12 protein-coding genes are annotated in these 13867 nt (G+C 72.7%); 3 read left to right on the forward strand and 9 right to left on the reverse strand.

The features are described from left to right. Window positions 1-4: 4 nt before the first annotated feature. Window positions 5-1390, reverse strand: coding sequence for a class II 3-deoxy-7-phosphoheptulonate synthase (locus ACYVIP_RS38205; protein ID WP_460405566.1), 1386 nt, complete (start codon window positions 1388-1390; stop codon window positions 5-7). 69 nt (window positions 1391-1459) lie between these two features. Beyond that, entirely contained in the window at window positions 1460-3676 is a 2217-nt protein-coding gene (locus ACYVIP_RS38210; protein WP_460405568.1) for a Stk1 family PASTA domain-containing Ser/Thr kinase, read from the reverse strand. A gap of 114 nt (window positions 3677-3790) precedes the next feature. On the opposite strand from ACYVIP_RS38210, the gene ACYVIP_RS38215 reads away from it, so the two are divergent. Continuing rightward, on the forward strand, window positions 3791-4159 hold the full coding sequence (locus ACYVIP_RS38215) for an Rv2175c family DNA-binding protein (protein ID WP_460405570.1): 369 nt from the start codon (window positions 3791-3793) through the stop codon (window positions 4157-4159). Here the strand turns inward: ACYVIP_RS38215 and ACYVIP_RS38220 are convergent. The 4 genes from ACYVIP_RS38220 to ACYVIP_RS38235 form a co-directional block, all read right to left on the reverse strand. Beyond that, window positions 4156-5082, reverse strand: a complete 927-nt coding sequence (locus ACYVIP_RS38220; protein ID WP_460405572.1) for a phytoene/squalene synthase family protein — start codon at window positions 5080-5082, stop codon at window positions 4156-4158. The genes ACYVIP_RS38215 and ACYVIP_RS38220 overlap by 4 nt on opposite strands. Further along, entirely contained in the window at window positions 5055-6467 is a 1413-nt protein-coding gene (locus ACYVIP_RS38225; RefSeq protein ID WP_460405574.1) for a hypothetical protein, read from the reverse strand. The genes ACYVIP_RS38220 and ACYVIP_RS38225 overlap by 28 nt, the downstream gene beginning before the upstream one ends. A 70-nt stretch (window positions 6468-6537) precedes the next feature. Then, on the reverse strand, window positions 6538-8061 hold the full coding sequence (crtI, locus tag ACYVIP_RS38230) for a phytoene desaturase family protein (protein WP_460405576.1): 1524 nt from the start codon (window positions 8059-8061) through the stop codon (window positions 6538-6540). Between the two features lie 2 nt (window positions 8062-8063). Beyond that, the gene (locus tag ACYVIP_RS38235; protein WP_460405578.1) at window positions 8064-9194 is read right to left on the reverse strand and encodes a polyprenyl synthetase family protein; all 1131 of its coding nucleotides are present in this window, start codon (window positions 9192-9194) and stop codon (window positions 8064-8066) included. A 97-nt stretch (window positions 9195-9291) separates the two neighbouring features. On the opposite strand from ACYVIP_RS38235, the gene ACYVIP_RS38240 reads away from it, so the two are divergent. Beyond that, entirely contained in the window at window positions 9292-10194 is a 903-nt protein-coding gene (locus tag ACYVIP_RS38240; RefSeq protein WP_460405580.1) for a methylenetetrahydrofolate reductase, read from the forward strand. Here ACYVIP_RS38240 and ACYVIP_RS38245 read toward each other — a convergent pair. Beyond that, window positions 10191-10856 carry a DUF3153 domain-containing protein gene (locus tag ACYVIP_RS38245; protein ID WP_460405582.1) on the reverse strand — a complete coding sequence of 222 codons (666 nt, stop codon included), beginning with the start codon at window positions 10854-10856 and terminating at the stop codon, window positions 10191-10193. The genes ACYVIP_RS38240 and ACYVIP_RS38245 overlap by 4 nt on opposite strands. Window positions 10857-10968: 112 nt before the next feature. Here ACYVIP_RS38245 and ACYVIP_RS38250 point away from each other — a divergent pair, with 112 nt between their 5' ends. Continuing rightward, a complete protein-coding gene (locus tag ACYVIP_RS38250) occupies window positions 10969-12630 on the forward strand; it encodes a DUF885 domain-containing protein (RefSeq protein ID WP_460405584.1) in 1662 nt (553 codons plus the stop codon). On the opposite strand, the gene ACYVIP_RS38255 is transcribed toward ACYVIP_RS38250, so the two are convergent. Together ACYVIP_RS38255 and ACYVIP_RS38260 are read right to left on the reverse strand one after the other, a co-directional pair. Then, on the reverse strand, window positions 12631-13212 hold the full coding sequence (locus ACYVIP_RS38255) for a GNAT family N-acetyltransferase (protein WP_460405586.1): 582 nt from the start codon (window positions 13210-13212) through the stop codon (window positions 12631-12633). Then, the gene (locus ACYVIP_RS38260; protein WP_460405588.1) at window positions 13209-13730 is read right to left on the reverse strand and encodes a YbaK/EbsC family protein; all 522 of its coding nucleotides are present in this window, start codon (window positions 13728-13730) and stop codon (window positions 13209-13211) included. Before ACYVIP_RS38260 ends, ACYVIP_RS38255 begins: the two co-directional genes overlap by 4 nt. Window positions 13731-13867: the final 137 nt, after the last annotated feature.

Genomic DNA, 13867 nt, shown 5'->3' on the forward strand with positions numbered 1-13867 from the left:
CGGCTCAGCTACGCAGCATCTCCGCGACCAGGAACGCCAGCTCCAGGCTCTGCTGGGTGTTCAGCCGGGGGTCGCAGGCGGTCTCGTAGCGGCTGTTGAGGTCCGCGTCGGAGATGTCCTGCGCCCCGCCGAGGCACTCGGTGACGTCCTCGCCGGTCAGCTCGACGTGGATGCCGCCGGGGTGGGTGCCCAGCCTGCGGTGCACCTCGAAGAAGCCCTGCACCTCGTCCACGATGCGGTCGAAGTGGCGGGTCTTGTAGCCGGTCGACGACTCGTGGGTGTTGCCGTGCATCGGGTCGCACTGCCAGATGACCTGGTGGCCCGACGCGGTGACCTTCTCCACGATCGGCGGCAGCGCCTCGCGCACCTTGCCGTTGCCCATCCGGCTGATCAGCGTCAGCCGGCCGGGGGTGTTGTGCGGGTCGAGGCGCTCGACGTACTCGACGGCCATCTCCGGGGTGGTCGTCGGGCCGATCTTCACGCCGATCGGGTTGGACAGCAGCTCCGCGAACGCGATGTGCGCGCCGTCGAGCTGCCTGGTGCGCTCGCCGATCCACAGGAAGTGCGCCGACAGGTCGTAGAGCCGGGGCTCGTTGCGGGTGTCCAGGCGCAGCAGCGCGCGCTCGTAGTCCAGCAGCAGCGCCTCGTGGCTGGCGAAGATCTCGGTGGAGTGCAGCGAGTAGTCCTCGACGCCGCAGGCGGCCATGAACCGCAGGCCGCGGTCGATCTCGGTGGCCAGCGCCTCGTAGCGCTCACCGGCCGCCGAGTTGCGCACGAAGTCCTTGTTCCACTCGTGCACCTTGGTCAGGTCGGCCATGCCGGCCGCGGTCAGCGCGCGCAGCAGGTTCATCGCCGCGCCCGCGTTGGCGTAGGCGCGGATCATCCGGCCGGGGTCGGGCACCCGCGCCTCGGGCGTGGGGGCCAGCGAGTTGATGATGTCGCCCCGGTAGACCGGCAGGCCGAGCGCGTCGAGCTTGTTGGAGCGGGGCTTGGCGTACTGGCCGGCGATCCGGCCGACCTTGACCACCGGCAGGCTCGCGCCGTAGGTCAGCACGATCGCCATCTGCAGCAGGGTGCGGATGTTGCCCCGGATGTGCGGCTCGGTGTTGTCCACGAACGTCTCGGCGCAGTCGCCGCCCTGCAGCATGAACGCCTCACCGCGGGCGACCTCGGCGAGCTTGGTGCTCAGCCGGTCGATCTCGTTGGGCACGGTGATCGGGGGCACGCTCTCCAGCACCGTGCGTACCTGGTCCACCTGCTCGCGGTCAGGCCACTCCGGTTGCTGGGCGGCCCGCCGGGTGAGCGCCTCGTCCAGGCGGGCCCGCATCTCCTGCGGCAGCGGGGGTAGCTCGGGGAGGGTGTCCACCGGGACGTCCACAGTCCAGTTCACGGGCTAAGGGTATCGGTGCCAGGGAAGCGCCGTACGTCGACAGCGGTGCGGCCTTGCCCACTGCCCCCACTACAGGAACGTGTAGATCGTGATCACCGAGTTGGGTGCCACGTTGCTGCCCGGCGGTGGGTTCTGCCCGATCACGCGCGTGCCGCCGTAGGCCTGCACGCTGGTCTGCAGCCCCAGCTCGGCGAAGATCTGGGTGGCCTCCTCGGCGCTCTTGCCGCCGACGTCGGGCACGGACACCCCGTTGGACGTCACGACGCCGACCTCGCTGCCCGCCTCCAGCGTGGTGCCGACCGCCGGATCGGTACCGACCACCCGGCCGCCCTGGATCTCCGCGTCGAACTGCGGATCACGCTCCACCGGCTCGAACTTCTGCGCGCGCAGCTCGGCGAACGCCTCGTCGGGGGTCATGTTGCGCACGTCGGGCACCGGCCGGGGCGCCGGGCCCTTGCTCACCACGATCTCCACCCGCTGGTTGAGGTCGACGACCTCACCCGACGCCGGGTCGAGGCGGATCACCCTGCCCTGTTCGACCTCGTCGTGGTACTCGTTGGCGCCGTCGTCGGTCGCCGGGCTGAGCTGGGCGTCGCGGATGGCCCGCTCGGCCTCCTCGACGGTGACCCCCTGCCGCACGTCGGGGACCTTCGGCGGGCCGGAGGACACCAGCAGCGTGACCGACTCGCCGCGCAGCACGTCCTGACCGCTCTTGGGCTCGGTGCCGATCGTCACCCCGGCCTCGACGGCGTCGTCAGGTACCTGCTTGATGTCGCCCTGCAGGTCGTTCTCGACCAGCAGTGCCTGGGCCCGGTCGGCGTCCAGGCCGGCCACGGTCGGCACGGTGCTCCACCGGCCGTCGACGAACCACCAGGTCGTGGTGGCCGAGATGGCCAGCGCGAGCACCGCGACCAGGCTCCACAGCACGACCGTCCCGCGCCGCTTGGCCGGCCGGCCGAGCGGCATCCCGGCGCCGGGGGTCCCTGGTGGTCGCCGCATCGGGGGACCCATCGGCTGGCCCATCGGTGGTGGCGCCATCGGCGGGACCGGGGTGGCCATGCTCGGCTGGCCGAGGTCCTGGCGGGCGGCGACCTGGTCGAGGTCGGTACGCAGCATCGCCCTGGTGCCCCGGGGGCCCGCGGCCTGGAACCCGGCCGGCACCTGGCGCACGATGGTGGCGTTGCCCGCGCCGGCGGTCGGCAGCGGAGTCGGCACCGGGGTCGCCGGCTTGGTCTGCTCGGCGAAGTCCAGCAGGCCGCCGTCATAGGTCCCGTCGGAGGTGCCGTCGGAGGTCAGCGTGCCCGCGTCCCGGTCCGCCGGCGGCGGCCAGGCCTTGGCCCGCGCCAGCTCCGCGGGCGTCACCGGGACCGTGCGGTCGTCCAGTGTCGGCTCGGGCACCGGCACCCCGACCCTGGGGATCGCCAGGTGGGCGCGCAGGGCCTGGACCTCGGCGAGGAACGCGGCGCCGTCGGCCGGCCGGGCGGCCGGGTCGCGCCGGGTCGCGCGCACCACCAGCTCGTCGAGCGCGGGCGGCAGGCCGCCGACGCTCAGGCTCGGCGCCGGCACGTCGTCGTTCACGTGCCGGTAGGCGATGGACAGCGGGTTGTCGCCGGTGTAGGGCGTGCCGCCGGTGAGCATCTCGTAGAGCAGGATGCCGGCCGAGTACACGTCGCCGCGGGAGGTGGCGTTGCCGGTGGTGACCTGCTCGGGGGACAGGTAGGCGACCGTGCCGAGGATGATGCTCGAACTGGTCGTCCCGGCGCTGGCCACGGCCCGGACCAGGCCGAAGTCGCCGACCTTGACCGTGGTGCCGTGCTCGCCCTCGTGGCCGATCAGCACGTTCTCCGGCTTGACGTCCCGGTGTACCAGCCCGGCCCGGTGCGCGGCGGCCAGCGCGGCGAGCACCGGCTCGATGATCGCGAACGCCAGCGGGAGGTCCACCCGGCCGTGTTCGGGCAGCAGGTCACGCAGCGTGCCGCCGTCGACCAGCTCCATCACCAGGTAGACCAGGTCGCCGCCGGGGCCGCGGTCGACCCCCTGGTCGTGCACGGCGACGACGTTCGGGTGATGGATCTTGGCCGCGGACCGCGCCTCGCGCTCGAAGCGGTCGACGAAGGTCTGGTCGTCGGCGAACCGCCCGTCCATCACCTTGACCGCGACCCGCCGGTCGAGTCTGGTGTCCAGGCCCCGGTAGACCGCCGACATGCCACCGCGCGCGAGTAGTGCGTCCACCCGGTAGCGCTGCTCGAGCAGCGCACCGATCAGCCCGACTCCCCTTTCGTCCACGCTTGTGATGGTAATGACGACGAGCGGGGTCCGTGGCGGAGCCACCGATTATGTAACGAGGTTGCCGACAAAACATCGAGGCGCGTGGATCCCCGGTGTGGCATCGTGGGCAGGGTGAGTGCGACACCTTTCGCCGACGATGTGCTCGATCCGCAGGTTGAGGTGCTCGTTCTGCCCGATGTGGCGGAGCGCCTCGGTTTGTCGGTCACGAAGGTCAGGCAGGCGTTGCGGGACGGGCAGTTGGTCGCGGTTCGTCGCGACGGCGTGCTTGCCGTCCCGGCCGTCTTCCTCACCGACGAGGGCGAGATCGTCAAAGGCCTGCCCGGCACAATCAACGTGCTCGCCGACGCCGGCTTCTCGACCGAGGAGATGATCCGCTGGTTGTTCACCGCGGACGACACGCTCCCCGGCCGCCCGGTCGACGCCCTGCGGGCGACGGGCGGGCGTGAGGTCAAGCGCCGCGCGCAGGCGTTGGCGCTCTAGCCGGCACGCCGAGTCGACCCGATACGGCTGGCGTAGGCGCTGACCAGACCGGGCAGCGCGATGCCGAGACGCCGGTGGGTCGGGACCACCACCCGACGGCTCAGGACGGCGTAGTCGCAGTCGACTATCTCGTCCAGGATCCGCCGGTAGAGCGTGTACGCCACCCGCACGCAGGGCTGGGACTCCTTGCGCAGCAACGCGATCCCCGGTTCCGCGCGCCGGTAGACCGCGTGCGTGTACGACACCAGGTGGGCCAGCGCGCGCCGCACCGCCGGGTCCGGCCTGCCGGTCCGGTAGGCGTGCTCCAGCCGGGCCCGGTCGACGCCGAACGCGGCCAGCTCCTCGGCCGGCAGGTACACCCGCCCCCGGTCGAGGTCCTCGCCGACGTCGCGCAGGAAGTTCGTCAGCTGGAACGCCTCGCCAAGCGCCGCGGCCGCCGGCGCCGCGTCGGCCACCGGGCCGTCGGTGCCGAACACCGGCAGCAGCTGCAGGCCGATCACGCCGGCCGAGCCGTGCATGTAGGCGGCCAGCTCGGCGCGGCTGGCGTAGTCGGTGACCGACAGGTCCATCCGCATCGAGGCGAGGAACTCGGTGAACAGGCCGGGGTCGATGTCGTGGCGGCGCACGGTGTCGGTCAGCGCCAGCAGCACCGGGTTGGCCGCCGGGCCACCGGCCAGCGCCTGGTCGAGCGCGTGTGCCAGACCGGCCAGCGCGCCCGCCCGGTCGGGCACCTCGGCCGCGTCGACGATCTCGTCGGCCAGCCGGGCGAAGCCGTAGAGCGCGTGCACCGCGGGGCGGCGGTCGGCCGGCAGCAGACGGGTGGCCAGGAAGTAGGTACGGCCGTGCCGGGCGTTGATCCGGCGGCACTCGCGGTAGGCGGCCGCCAGTGGCCCGGCTAACCGGCGGGCGCGCAGCTGACCCACTGGCCCACCGGGCACGCGTCGTTCTCCGTCCGGAAGGTCCCGATCAGCGAGGTGACCAGTGCGTGCGCCGGGGCGACGCCGTCGGCCGTGGTCACCAGGGAGGCCGAGCACGCGGACTTGGTGGCGGCCAGGCAGCCGCGCAGCTGCGCGGCTGCGTGGTCGCGCCAGTACCGGGTGGGGACCACGCCGTACTTGTAGGTCGTGCCGGCGTAGGTGATCTGGTACACCGCGTGGGAGCCCTCGGTCTTCTCGATGTCGGCGACGGCCGGGGTGGCCTGCGCCGCCTTGGTCAGCTCGGTCACGTCCGGCGGCTCGGCCAGCACCAGCGCCGACCACTGCGCACCGTAGGGGTGCGTGCCGGGGACCGAGTTGGCGCGCTGGTAGAAGCTCGCCCACTGCGGGGTGGCGATCTTGCAGCTCGCCGAGGAGCCCGCCCCCGGCGCCACCGGCCCGACCTTCGCCTCACAGCTGCCAAGTGGCTGGCCGTCGCCGGTCCAGTCGGCCTTGAGATGCACCCGGACCGCCGACTTGCCGGCGTTGCGCAGGTCGACGACCAGCGTGCAGCTCGGCGCGCCGCACGCGTCGAACCGGTGCTCGCCCTGCTCGATCCCGACCAGCGCGTCGACCGCGGTGGTCAGCTCGGTGGACGCCCGCTTGGCCAGGTTCTGGTAGTGGGTCGGCGCCTGGGGCGACACGTCGACCACGTCCAGCTCCACCTGCTCGACCGAGGCGGTGTTCGCGCCCCCGATCCGGTCCAGCGCGAAGCGCAGCGGCCCGTGCGGCGCCTCGGTGGCCAGGTAGACCGTGCCGCCATCGACGGTGACCACGTAGGCGGCCACGCCGGCGATCGTCTCCTGGGGGTTGGCGCTCAGCTCGGTGCCGCTGTCGGACTCCACCACCTGGCCGGCGGCCTGGCTGACCAGGTCGGGGGTGAAGACCTGGCCGAACTCGATGCCGATCAGCGAGGTCGGCAGCTTGACCCAGCGGTTGGCCAGCGCGCCGCCGTCACCGTCGTTGATGCCGAACCTGGCGGCCATCGCGCCCCAGAACTGGACGTTGCCCCTGAGGTAGAGGTCGTCGCCGATCATGGTGACCGTGGCGCCGAGGCCGTTGACCGAGATCGCGCCGAACACCTCACCGGAGGGCAGCGCGTGCAGGTCGACAGTGGTCGGCGTGCCGTCCGCGGCGAGCAGGTTGCCGGTGTAGTGCACCGCGCCCGCCTCGGCGAAGTCCACCAGCGACTGGGCGGTGGCCTCCTCGGTGGTCGGCGGGCCGATGTCGATGCCGGCCGGGCTGCCGGCGACCGCGTTGGTACAGCTCGCGACCAGCAGGACCACTCCGGTCGCCAGCAGCGCGAGCCTGGTCCGGCCTGGTCGTGATCGCATGGTGCCTCCCCATCCGGCTGCGCCGAGGCGGCTGGCCTCGCCCACGCACTTCCGCCAGGAGTATCCCAGTTCAGTGTGCGGTCGTGAGGGCAACCTCGGGCACTCGTCGGGTACGAACCGGCGAACCGACGACCCTGGCCGCGGCCAGCCGCCCGGAGACCAGCACCGGCGGCACGCCGACCCCCGGGGTGGTGCCACAGCCGGCGAGCACCACGTTGTCCACGCCGCGGGCGAGGTTGCGCGGGCGGAAGGGGCCGGTCTGGCGGAACGTGTGCGCGAGCGAGAACGGGGTCCCCGCGGCGAGCCCGGCCGCCTCCCAGTCAGCGGGCGTGACCAGCCGTTCGACCTCGACCGCGGCGTCGAACCCGGTCAGCCCGCGGGCGGCGAGCACCCGGCCGAGCTCCGCGCGGTAGGCGGGCCCGACCCGCGCCCAGTCGATCCGGCCGACCTCGGTGTTCGGGCAGGGCGCCAGCACCGACACCAGCTGCCGGCCGGCGGGCGCCAGCGTCGGGTCGGTCGCGGTCGGCCGGGTAACCAGCAGCGACGGGTCGCTCATCAGTGAGCCCTTGACCAGGATCTCGTCGAAGGTGCGCCGCCACGCGCCGCCGAAGAACACCGTGTGGTGCGCGAGCTCGGGCCAGGACCTGGTCAGGCCGGCGTGCAGCACGACCGCCGACGGCGACCAGCGCGGCCGCACCGGGCGGCGGGGCGCGCCGCCGAGCAGGCGGTAGCTGACCGGCAGGTCGGGGGTGAGCACGACGGCGTCGCACGGGATCCGCTCGCCCTGGGTGGTGCGGACCGCGCTGACCCGCCCGCCGGTGCGCTCCAGCCAGGCCGCGCCGGTGCCGTAGTGGATCCGCGCGCCCGCGGTGGTCGCGGCGGCGGCCATCGCCTCGGCGACCGCGCCGACCCCGCCGCGGGGGAACCACACCCCGGCCACGGTGTCCATGTAGGCGATCACCCCGTAGGCGGCCAGCGCCTGGCTGGGGGCCAGGCCGGCGTAGAGGGCCTGGAAGGAGAACACCCGGCGCAGGCGCTCGTCGCGCAGGAACCTGGCGACGGTCGGGCCGAGTCGGCCGAAGCCGCCGATCGCGGCCAGCCGGGCCAGCTGCGGGGACACGATGCCGAACGGGGAGTCGAAGTTCGCGCCGATGAACGTGTCCCGCTGCAGCCGGTACAGCTCGGTCAGCCAGTCGCGCAGCCGCAGGTAGCCGGCGGCGTCGCGGGGGCCGGCGAAGCGGCGGACCTCGTCGGCCATGGCCTCACGGTCGGCGTGCACGTCCAGGCTGGCGCCGTCGGCGAAGTGGGCGCGGTAGGCGGGGTCCAGGCGGGTGAGCTCGACCCGGTCGGCCAGCGACTCGCCGACCGCGGCGAACGCCTCGTCGATCAGCTCGGGCATGGTGAGCACGGAGGCGCCGGTGTCGATCCGGTAGTCGCCGAGCCGGTCGCCGCCCGCGCGGCCGCCGGGGGTCTGCTCCTGCTCGATGAGGGTGACCTCCCGGCCGGCGCCGAGCAGGTGCAGCGCGGTGGACAACCCGGCGAGTCCTGCGCCGACGACGACGACGTGGTCGGTCGGCCCGGTGACGGTGCGCATGCTCAACGGTCCCGTCTGGTGGCCGCGACGGCGAGGTCGGCGAGTCTGGTCACGCCGGGCTCGGCCAGGCCGGCGGTGGCCAGCGCGGCCATCGCGGAGCCGGTCAGCCGTTCGATCCGGCGCTCCAGCTCGGCCACCGCGCCGACCTCGACCATCAGCTCACGCACCCGTTCGATGGTCGCCGGCGCCAGGTCGGGGTCGCCAAGCGCGCCCCGCAGCAGCTCCGCGTCGGCGTGCCGGCCGTCCCGTTCCGCATAGCCGAGGCTGAGCGCCACCAGCAGCGTCCGCTTGCCCTCCCGCAGGTCGTCGCCCGCCGGCTTGCCGGTCAGCTCGGTGTCGCCGTAGATGCCGAGCACGTCGTCGCGCAGCTGGAACGCCACGCCGATGTCGGTGCCGAAGGTCCGCACGGCGTCCACGGTCGGCTGGTCGGCCCCGGCGAGCGCGACGCCGAGGTGCAACGGCCGCTCCACGGTGTAGGCGGCGGTCTTGAGCCGGGCCACGCCAAGCGCCCGCTCCTCGGACTCGTCGCCCTCGGCCTGGGCGAGCACGTCCAGGTACTGGCCGGCGAACATCTCCGCGCGCATCGACTGCCACGGGTCGCGCGCCGCGGCCCGCATCGCCGGGGTGAGTGGCGCGCTCTCGAACATGTCGTCGGCCCAGGCCAGCGCCAGGTCACCGAGCAGGATCGCGGCCGCGGCGCCGAACCGCTCCGGCTCGCCGAGCCAGCCGCCAGCCCGGTGTGCCTCGGTGAACCGCACGTGCACCGTCGGCTGGCCGCGGCGCAGCTCGGAGGCGTCCATGATGTCGTCGTGCACCAGCGCGCAGGTCTGGATCAGCTCGAGCGCGCTCACCGTGCGCAGCACCGTGCGTGCCGTCGGCCCGTCCGCGTCGCCGCCGGCCGCCCGCCACCCCCACCAGGCGAACGTCGGGCGCAACCGCTTGCCGCCACGCAGGGCGAAGTCCGAGAGGTGGTCGACCGCCCTGGCGAACGTCCTGGCCAGTTCGGGCAGCTCGGCCTGGCGCGCGGTGAGGTAGCCGGCCAGTATCTGCTCGACGTGGCGATGCACGGCGGCGTCGATCGAACTGTCGATCGGACCGTCGATGGACTGGTCGGTGGTCGGCACGGCGACCATGGTGCGTGGTCGGCCCGACCGGCATACCAGCGGGGGTCCACTGAGGCTCGGCCAGGAGCCTGGTCGCACCCGACGCGATCTCACTACCCTGAAGAGCATGACTTCGGTGATGGAGCGGATCCCGGGAGACCGGCCGGTGTTCTCCGTGGAGTTCATGCCTCCGCGTGACGACGCGGACGAGCGGCGGCTGTGGAACGCCATCCGCTCACTGGAGGGGCTGGACCCGGCCTTCGTCTCGGTCACCTACGGTGCCGGCGGGTCGAACCGGGACCGGACGATCCGCACGACCGGCCGGGTGGTCAAGGAGACCACGCTGGTCTCGATGGCCCACCTCACCGCGGTCGACCACTCGGTCGCCGAGCTACGCAACGTGATCGGCTGGTACGCCTCGCTCGGCATCCGCAACGTGCTGGCGCTGCGCGGCGACCCGCCGGGCGATGTCATGGGCGACTGGGTACAGCACCCGGAGGGCCTGGAGTACGCCGAGGACCTGGTCCGGCTCGTGCGCGAGCTCGGGGACTTCTGCGTCGGCGTGTCCGCCTTCCCCTACGGCCACCCCCGCTCCGCCGACCTGGACACCGACACCGAGTTCCTGGTCCGCAAGCTGCGGGCGGGCGCCGACTTCGCCATCGCGCAGCTGTTCTTCGAGGCGGAGGACTTCCTGCGGATGCGCGACCGGGTGGCCGCGCGCGGCTGTGACGCGCTGCTGCTGCCGGGTGTGATGCCGTTGACCACGCCGAGGATCCTGTCCAAGTCGGTGGAGCTGTCCGGCGCGCCGGTGCCGGCGTCGATCGCCAACCGGCTGGACCCGGTGGCCGACGACCCGGCGGCGTTCCGCGCGGTCGGCATGGACGTGACCGCCGAGCTGTCGGCCAAGCTGCTCGCCGAGGGCGTGCCCGGCCTGCACTTCTACACGTTCAACCGGGCGAAGGCGACCAGGGAGATGGTCGACCGGCTCAACCTGGTGCCCACCGCGCCACCGGCCTCGGCTGTCGGTTAGCGGCCGGCCACCGCCGCGGCCTGTGCCCGTTCGGCACGCAACGCGCGGCGGTGGGTGTACAGCGCGAGCAGCACCACGAGCGCGGCCACGACCACCGCGCCGCCGCCGACCACGGCCACCCACTGTGCCCAGGTCATCCCGGTGTCGCCGCTGTACTGCGTGGTCGCGTTGAACTCGGTGACCGCGCCCGCCTTGGGCGTCCAGGTGATCTCGCCGTCGGTGTTGTCGCCGTTGGTGCGCGAGACCGTGCCCGGGAAGGCGATCTTCAGCTGCACGTCGGCGCGTTCGGCCGGGACCCTGGTCAGGTCGATGGAGCCGGCAAGGGACACCAGCCCGCCGGAGCGGCGGAAGGACATCCGGTACTGCTTGACCGAGGAGATCGTCTCCACCAGGAGGCTGAAGTCGGTGAAGGTCAGGTTGGTGAAGGTGAGTTTCTGGCCGACGTAGCCGTCCGCGGTGTACGGCTCGGCGTGCACCTGGTCGGCGAGCTCCGGCTTGATCGTCAGGTCGGGGCCGTTGTCGTCCTGGCCGGTCGGCATGGCCGCGATCACCAGCTCGCCGGAGATCAGGTCGTCGGGGGAGACGGCGATGGCCGCGTGCATCCGTAGGCACCCGGTCAGCGACATGATCATCATGCTGAGCAGTACGACGAGTCCGATCACCCTGCGGAGGCTGTGTCGGCCGGCTTTGCGCACCGGGACATCCTGCCAGAGGGAGCGCTCCAACCCACACCAGCCGGATAATTCGGTGGCGGGATTGGGTAGCGTCCGAACAATGGACACCCCGGTGCACCGCGTCTGTGACTCCTATGTGGACGACTATCTTCGGCTCGACCCGTTGGCGGCGACCGCGCTCGGCGTCACCGCCTACGACGACCAGTGGCCGGACCTGTCCGCGGCCGGCCACGACGAGCGCGCCGCGCTGGCGGCCACCGCGCTGGCCGAGGTCGAGGCCATCGAGCCGGTCGACGACGGTGAGCGCGACGCCAAGGCGGTGTTCACCGAGCGGCTCGGCGCCGAGCGGGCGATGTACGAGGCCGGGCTGCTGACCGGTGGGCTGAACGTGATCGCGAGCCCCGCGCAGGACCTGCGGCAGATCCTCGACCTGATGCCGACCGACTCGACCGACGCGTGGCACACCATCGCCCGCCGGTTGGCCGCGATGCCCGCGGCGGTGGCCAGCTATCGCGACGGCCTGCGCCACGCCGCCGACAACGGCGTGGTGGCCGCCGCGCGCCAGGTGCGCAAGGTGGCCGAGCAGTGCGTGACCTGGACCGGGCAGGGCGCCGAGCCGTCGTTCTTCACCTCGTTCGTGGCCGCCGGTCCCGAGGAGCTGCGTGCCGAGCTGGCCGCCGGCGCGGCCTCGGCCAACCAGGCCTACGCCGACCTGGCGGTGTTCCTGCGCGAGGAGCTGCTCGCGCGGGCCCCGGCCGAGGACGCGGTCGGCGAGGAGGTCTACGGCCTGTGGTCGCGGCTGTTCCTCGGCGCGCGGCTGGACCTGCGCGAGGCCTACGAGTGGGGCTGGGCGGAGTTCCTCCGGATCGAGACGGAGATGACGGCGGTGGCGAACCGGATCCGGCCGGGGGCCACCATCGCGGAGGCGGCCGCGGCGTTGGACGCCGACCCGCGCTACCGGGTCGCCGGCCGGGAGGCGTTCCGGGACTGGATGCAGCGGCTGTCCGACGGCGCGCTGGCCGACCTGCGGGGAACGCACTTCGACATTCCGGACGAGGTCATGCGGATCGACTGCCGGATCGCGCCGCCGGGTGGCGGTGCCGGCGCGTACTACACCCACCCGTCGGAGGACTTCGGCCGGCCGGGCGCGATGTGGTGGGCGCTGCCGCCGGACAAGGAGGAGTTCTCCACCTGGCGGGAGGTGAGCATCGTCTACCACGAGGGCGCTCCCGGCCATCACCTGCAGATCGCGACCGCGCAGTACAGCGCGGACCGGTTGAACAAGTTCCAGCGGATGCTGGCCTCGGTGCCGGCCTACAGCGAGGGCTGGGCGCTGTACGCGGAGCTGCTGATGCGCGAGTTCGGCTACCTGTCCGACGACGGCGACCTGCTCGGCATGCTGAACGAGAGCCTGTTCCGGGCGGCCAGGGTGATCATCGACATCGGCATGCACCTGAAGCTGGAGATCCCGCGTGGGACCGGTTTCCACGAGGGGGCGCGCTGGACGCCCGAGCTCGGCCTGGAGTTCATGCTGACCCGCACGATCACCGAGGAGGCACTGGTCGTCGACGAGATCGACCGCTACCTCGGCTGGCCGGGCCAGGCCCCGGCCTACAAACTCGGCGAACGGCTGTGGCTCTCGGCCCGCGAGGAGGCCAGGTCCCGCCCGGACTTCGACCTCAAGCGATTCCACATGCAGGCCCTGCGCATGGGCCAGATGGGCCTGGACACCCTGCGCGAACGCCTCGCCGACCTGTCCTAGCTACTCGGCCGGCCGGTCCCCGAGGGGAAGTGTTCTCCCGAGGACACCGAACGGGCGCGGGTCGCCGGTGAACCGGTAGTTGCGCAACACGTCGCTGAAGCCCATCCGGTAGTACAGCCGCCACGCGCGGGACGGGCCCTCCGGCGTGGACAGCAGCACCTTGCTCGCCGGCACCGCGGCCAGCAGCTGGCGTAACAGGTCCCCGCCGACGCCGCGTCCCTGCGCGCCGGGGTGCACGTGTACCTCGGTCAGCTCGAAGTAGTCGTCCAGCCAGCGGTTCGCCAGGTCGACCCCGGAGCGCTCGATGACCCCGCGCCGCACCTGCTCGTGCCACCACTGGCCGGTCGCGCCCCGGTAGCCGTAGGCGACGCCGACCATCTTGTCGCCGGGGTCGAACGCGGCCACGCAGCGCCAGTCCGCGCGCAGCATGTGCGCCAGCCACATCGGCGCGCGCTGCTCGGCGGTACCCACCGGGTAGTGCATCGCCGTGACGTAGAGCGACAGTGCCTCGGGCAGGCGCGCCCGCAGCTCGTCCTGGCTGAGGTCGACGAAGCGTTCGACTCGGGGTGGCACCGTCGTCACGACACGCGATTCTCCTCCTCGCCCGCAACGTCCGCGGGCACGCCCCCCGTCAGCGCCACCAGGTCGGCGAATGTCGTCGGGAACACCGCCTTCGGATGGCCGGCCGCCGCCCATACGACCTCGTGGCCGGCCAGCGCCCGGTCGACCAGCGTGCGGATCGACCGGGGGTGGCCGATCGGCGCCACCCCGCCGATCGCCTGCCCGGTGTGCTCGCGCACGAACGCGGGGTTGGCCCGGCCGACCGCGCTCGCCCCGGCGAGGCCGGCCAGCAGCGTGGTGTCGGCCCGGTGCGCGCCGGAGGTCAGCGCCAGCAACGGGAACTCCTGTTCACCCTCGGTAGCGCGGAACACCAGGCTGTTCGCGATCGCGCCGACCGGCACCCCGACCGCCTGCGCGGCGGCCGCCGCGGTGCGCACGTCGTCGTCGAGGATCCGGATGCCGTCGGCCGCCTCCGTGAGCCCGGCTTCGCGCAGGGCGGCGGAGATCTTGCTGATCGCAGGGTGGTCAAGAGAGGTCATGGGCACATAACAGCACAGATGTGGCCAGCGTCGCGCGGAAAATCCGCACTGAGGTTGAGTCTGCCGGTAGGCGGAGTTAAGCTCGAATCTGCTCGAACATACGTTCGAGCGAAAGCTCGGTGGTGGGGCGGGGGAAG

The sequence above is a fragment of the Actinophytocola sediminis genome (assembly GCF_054779715.1).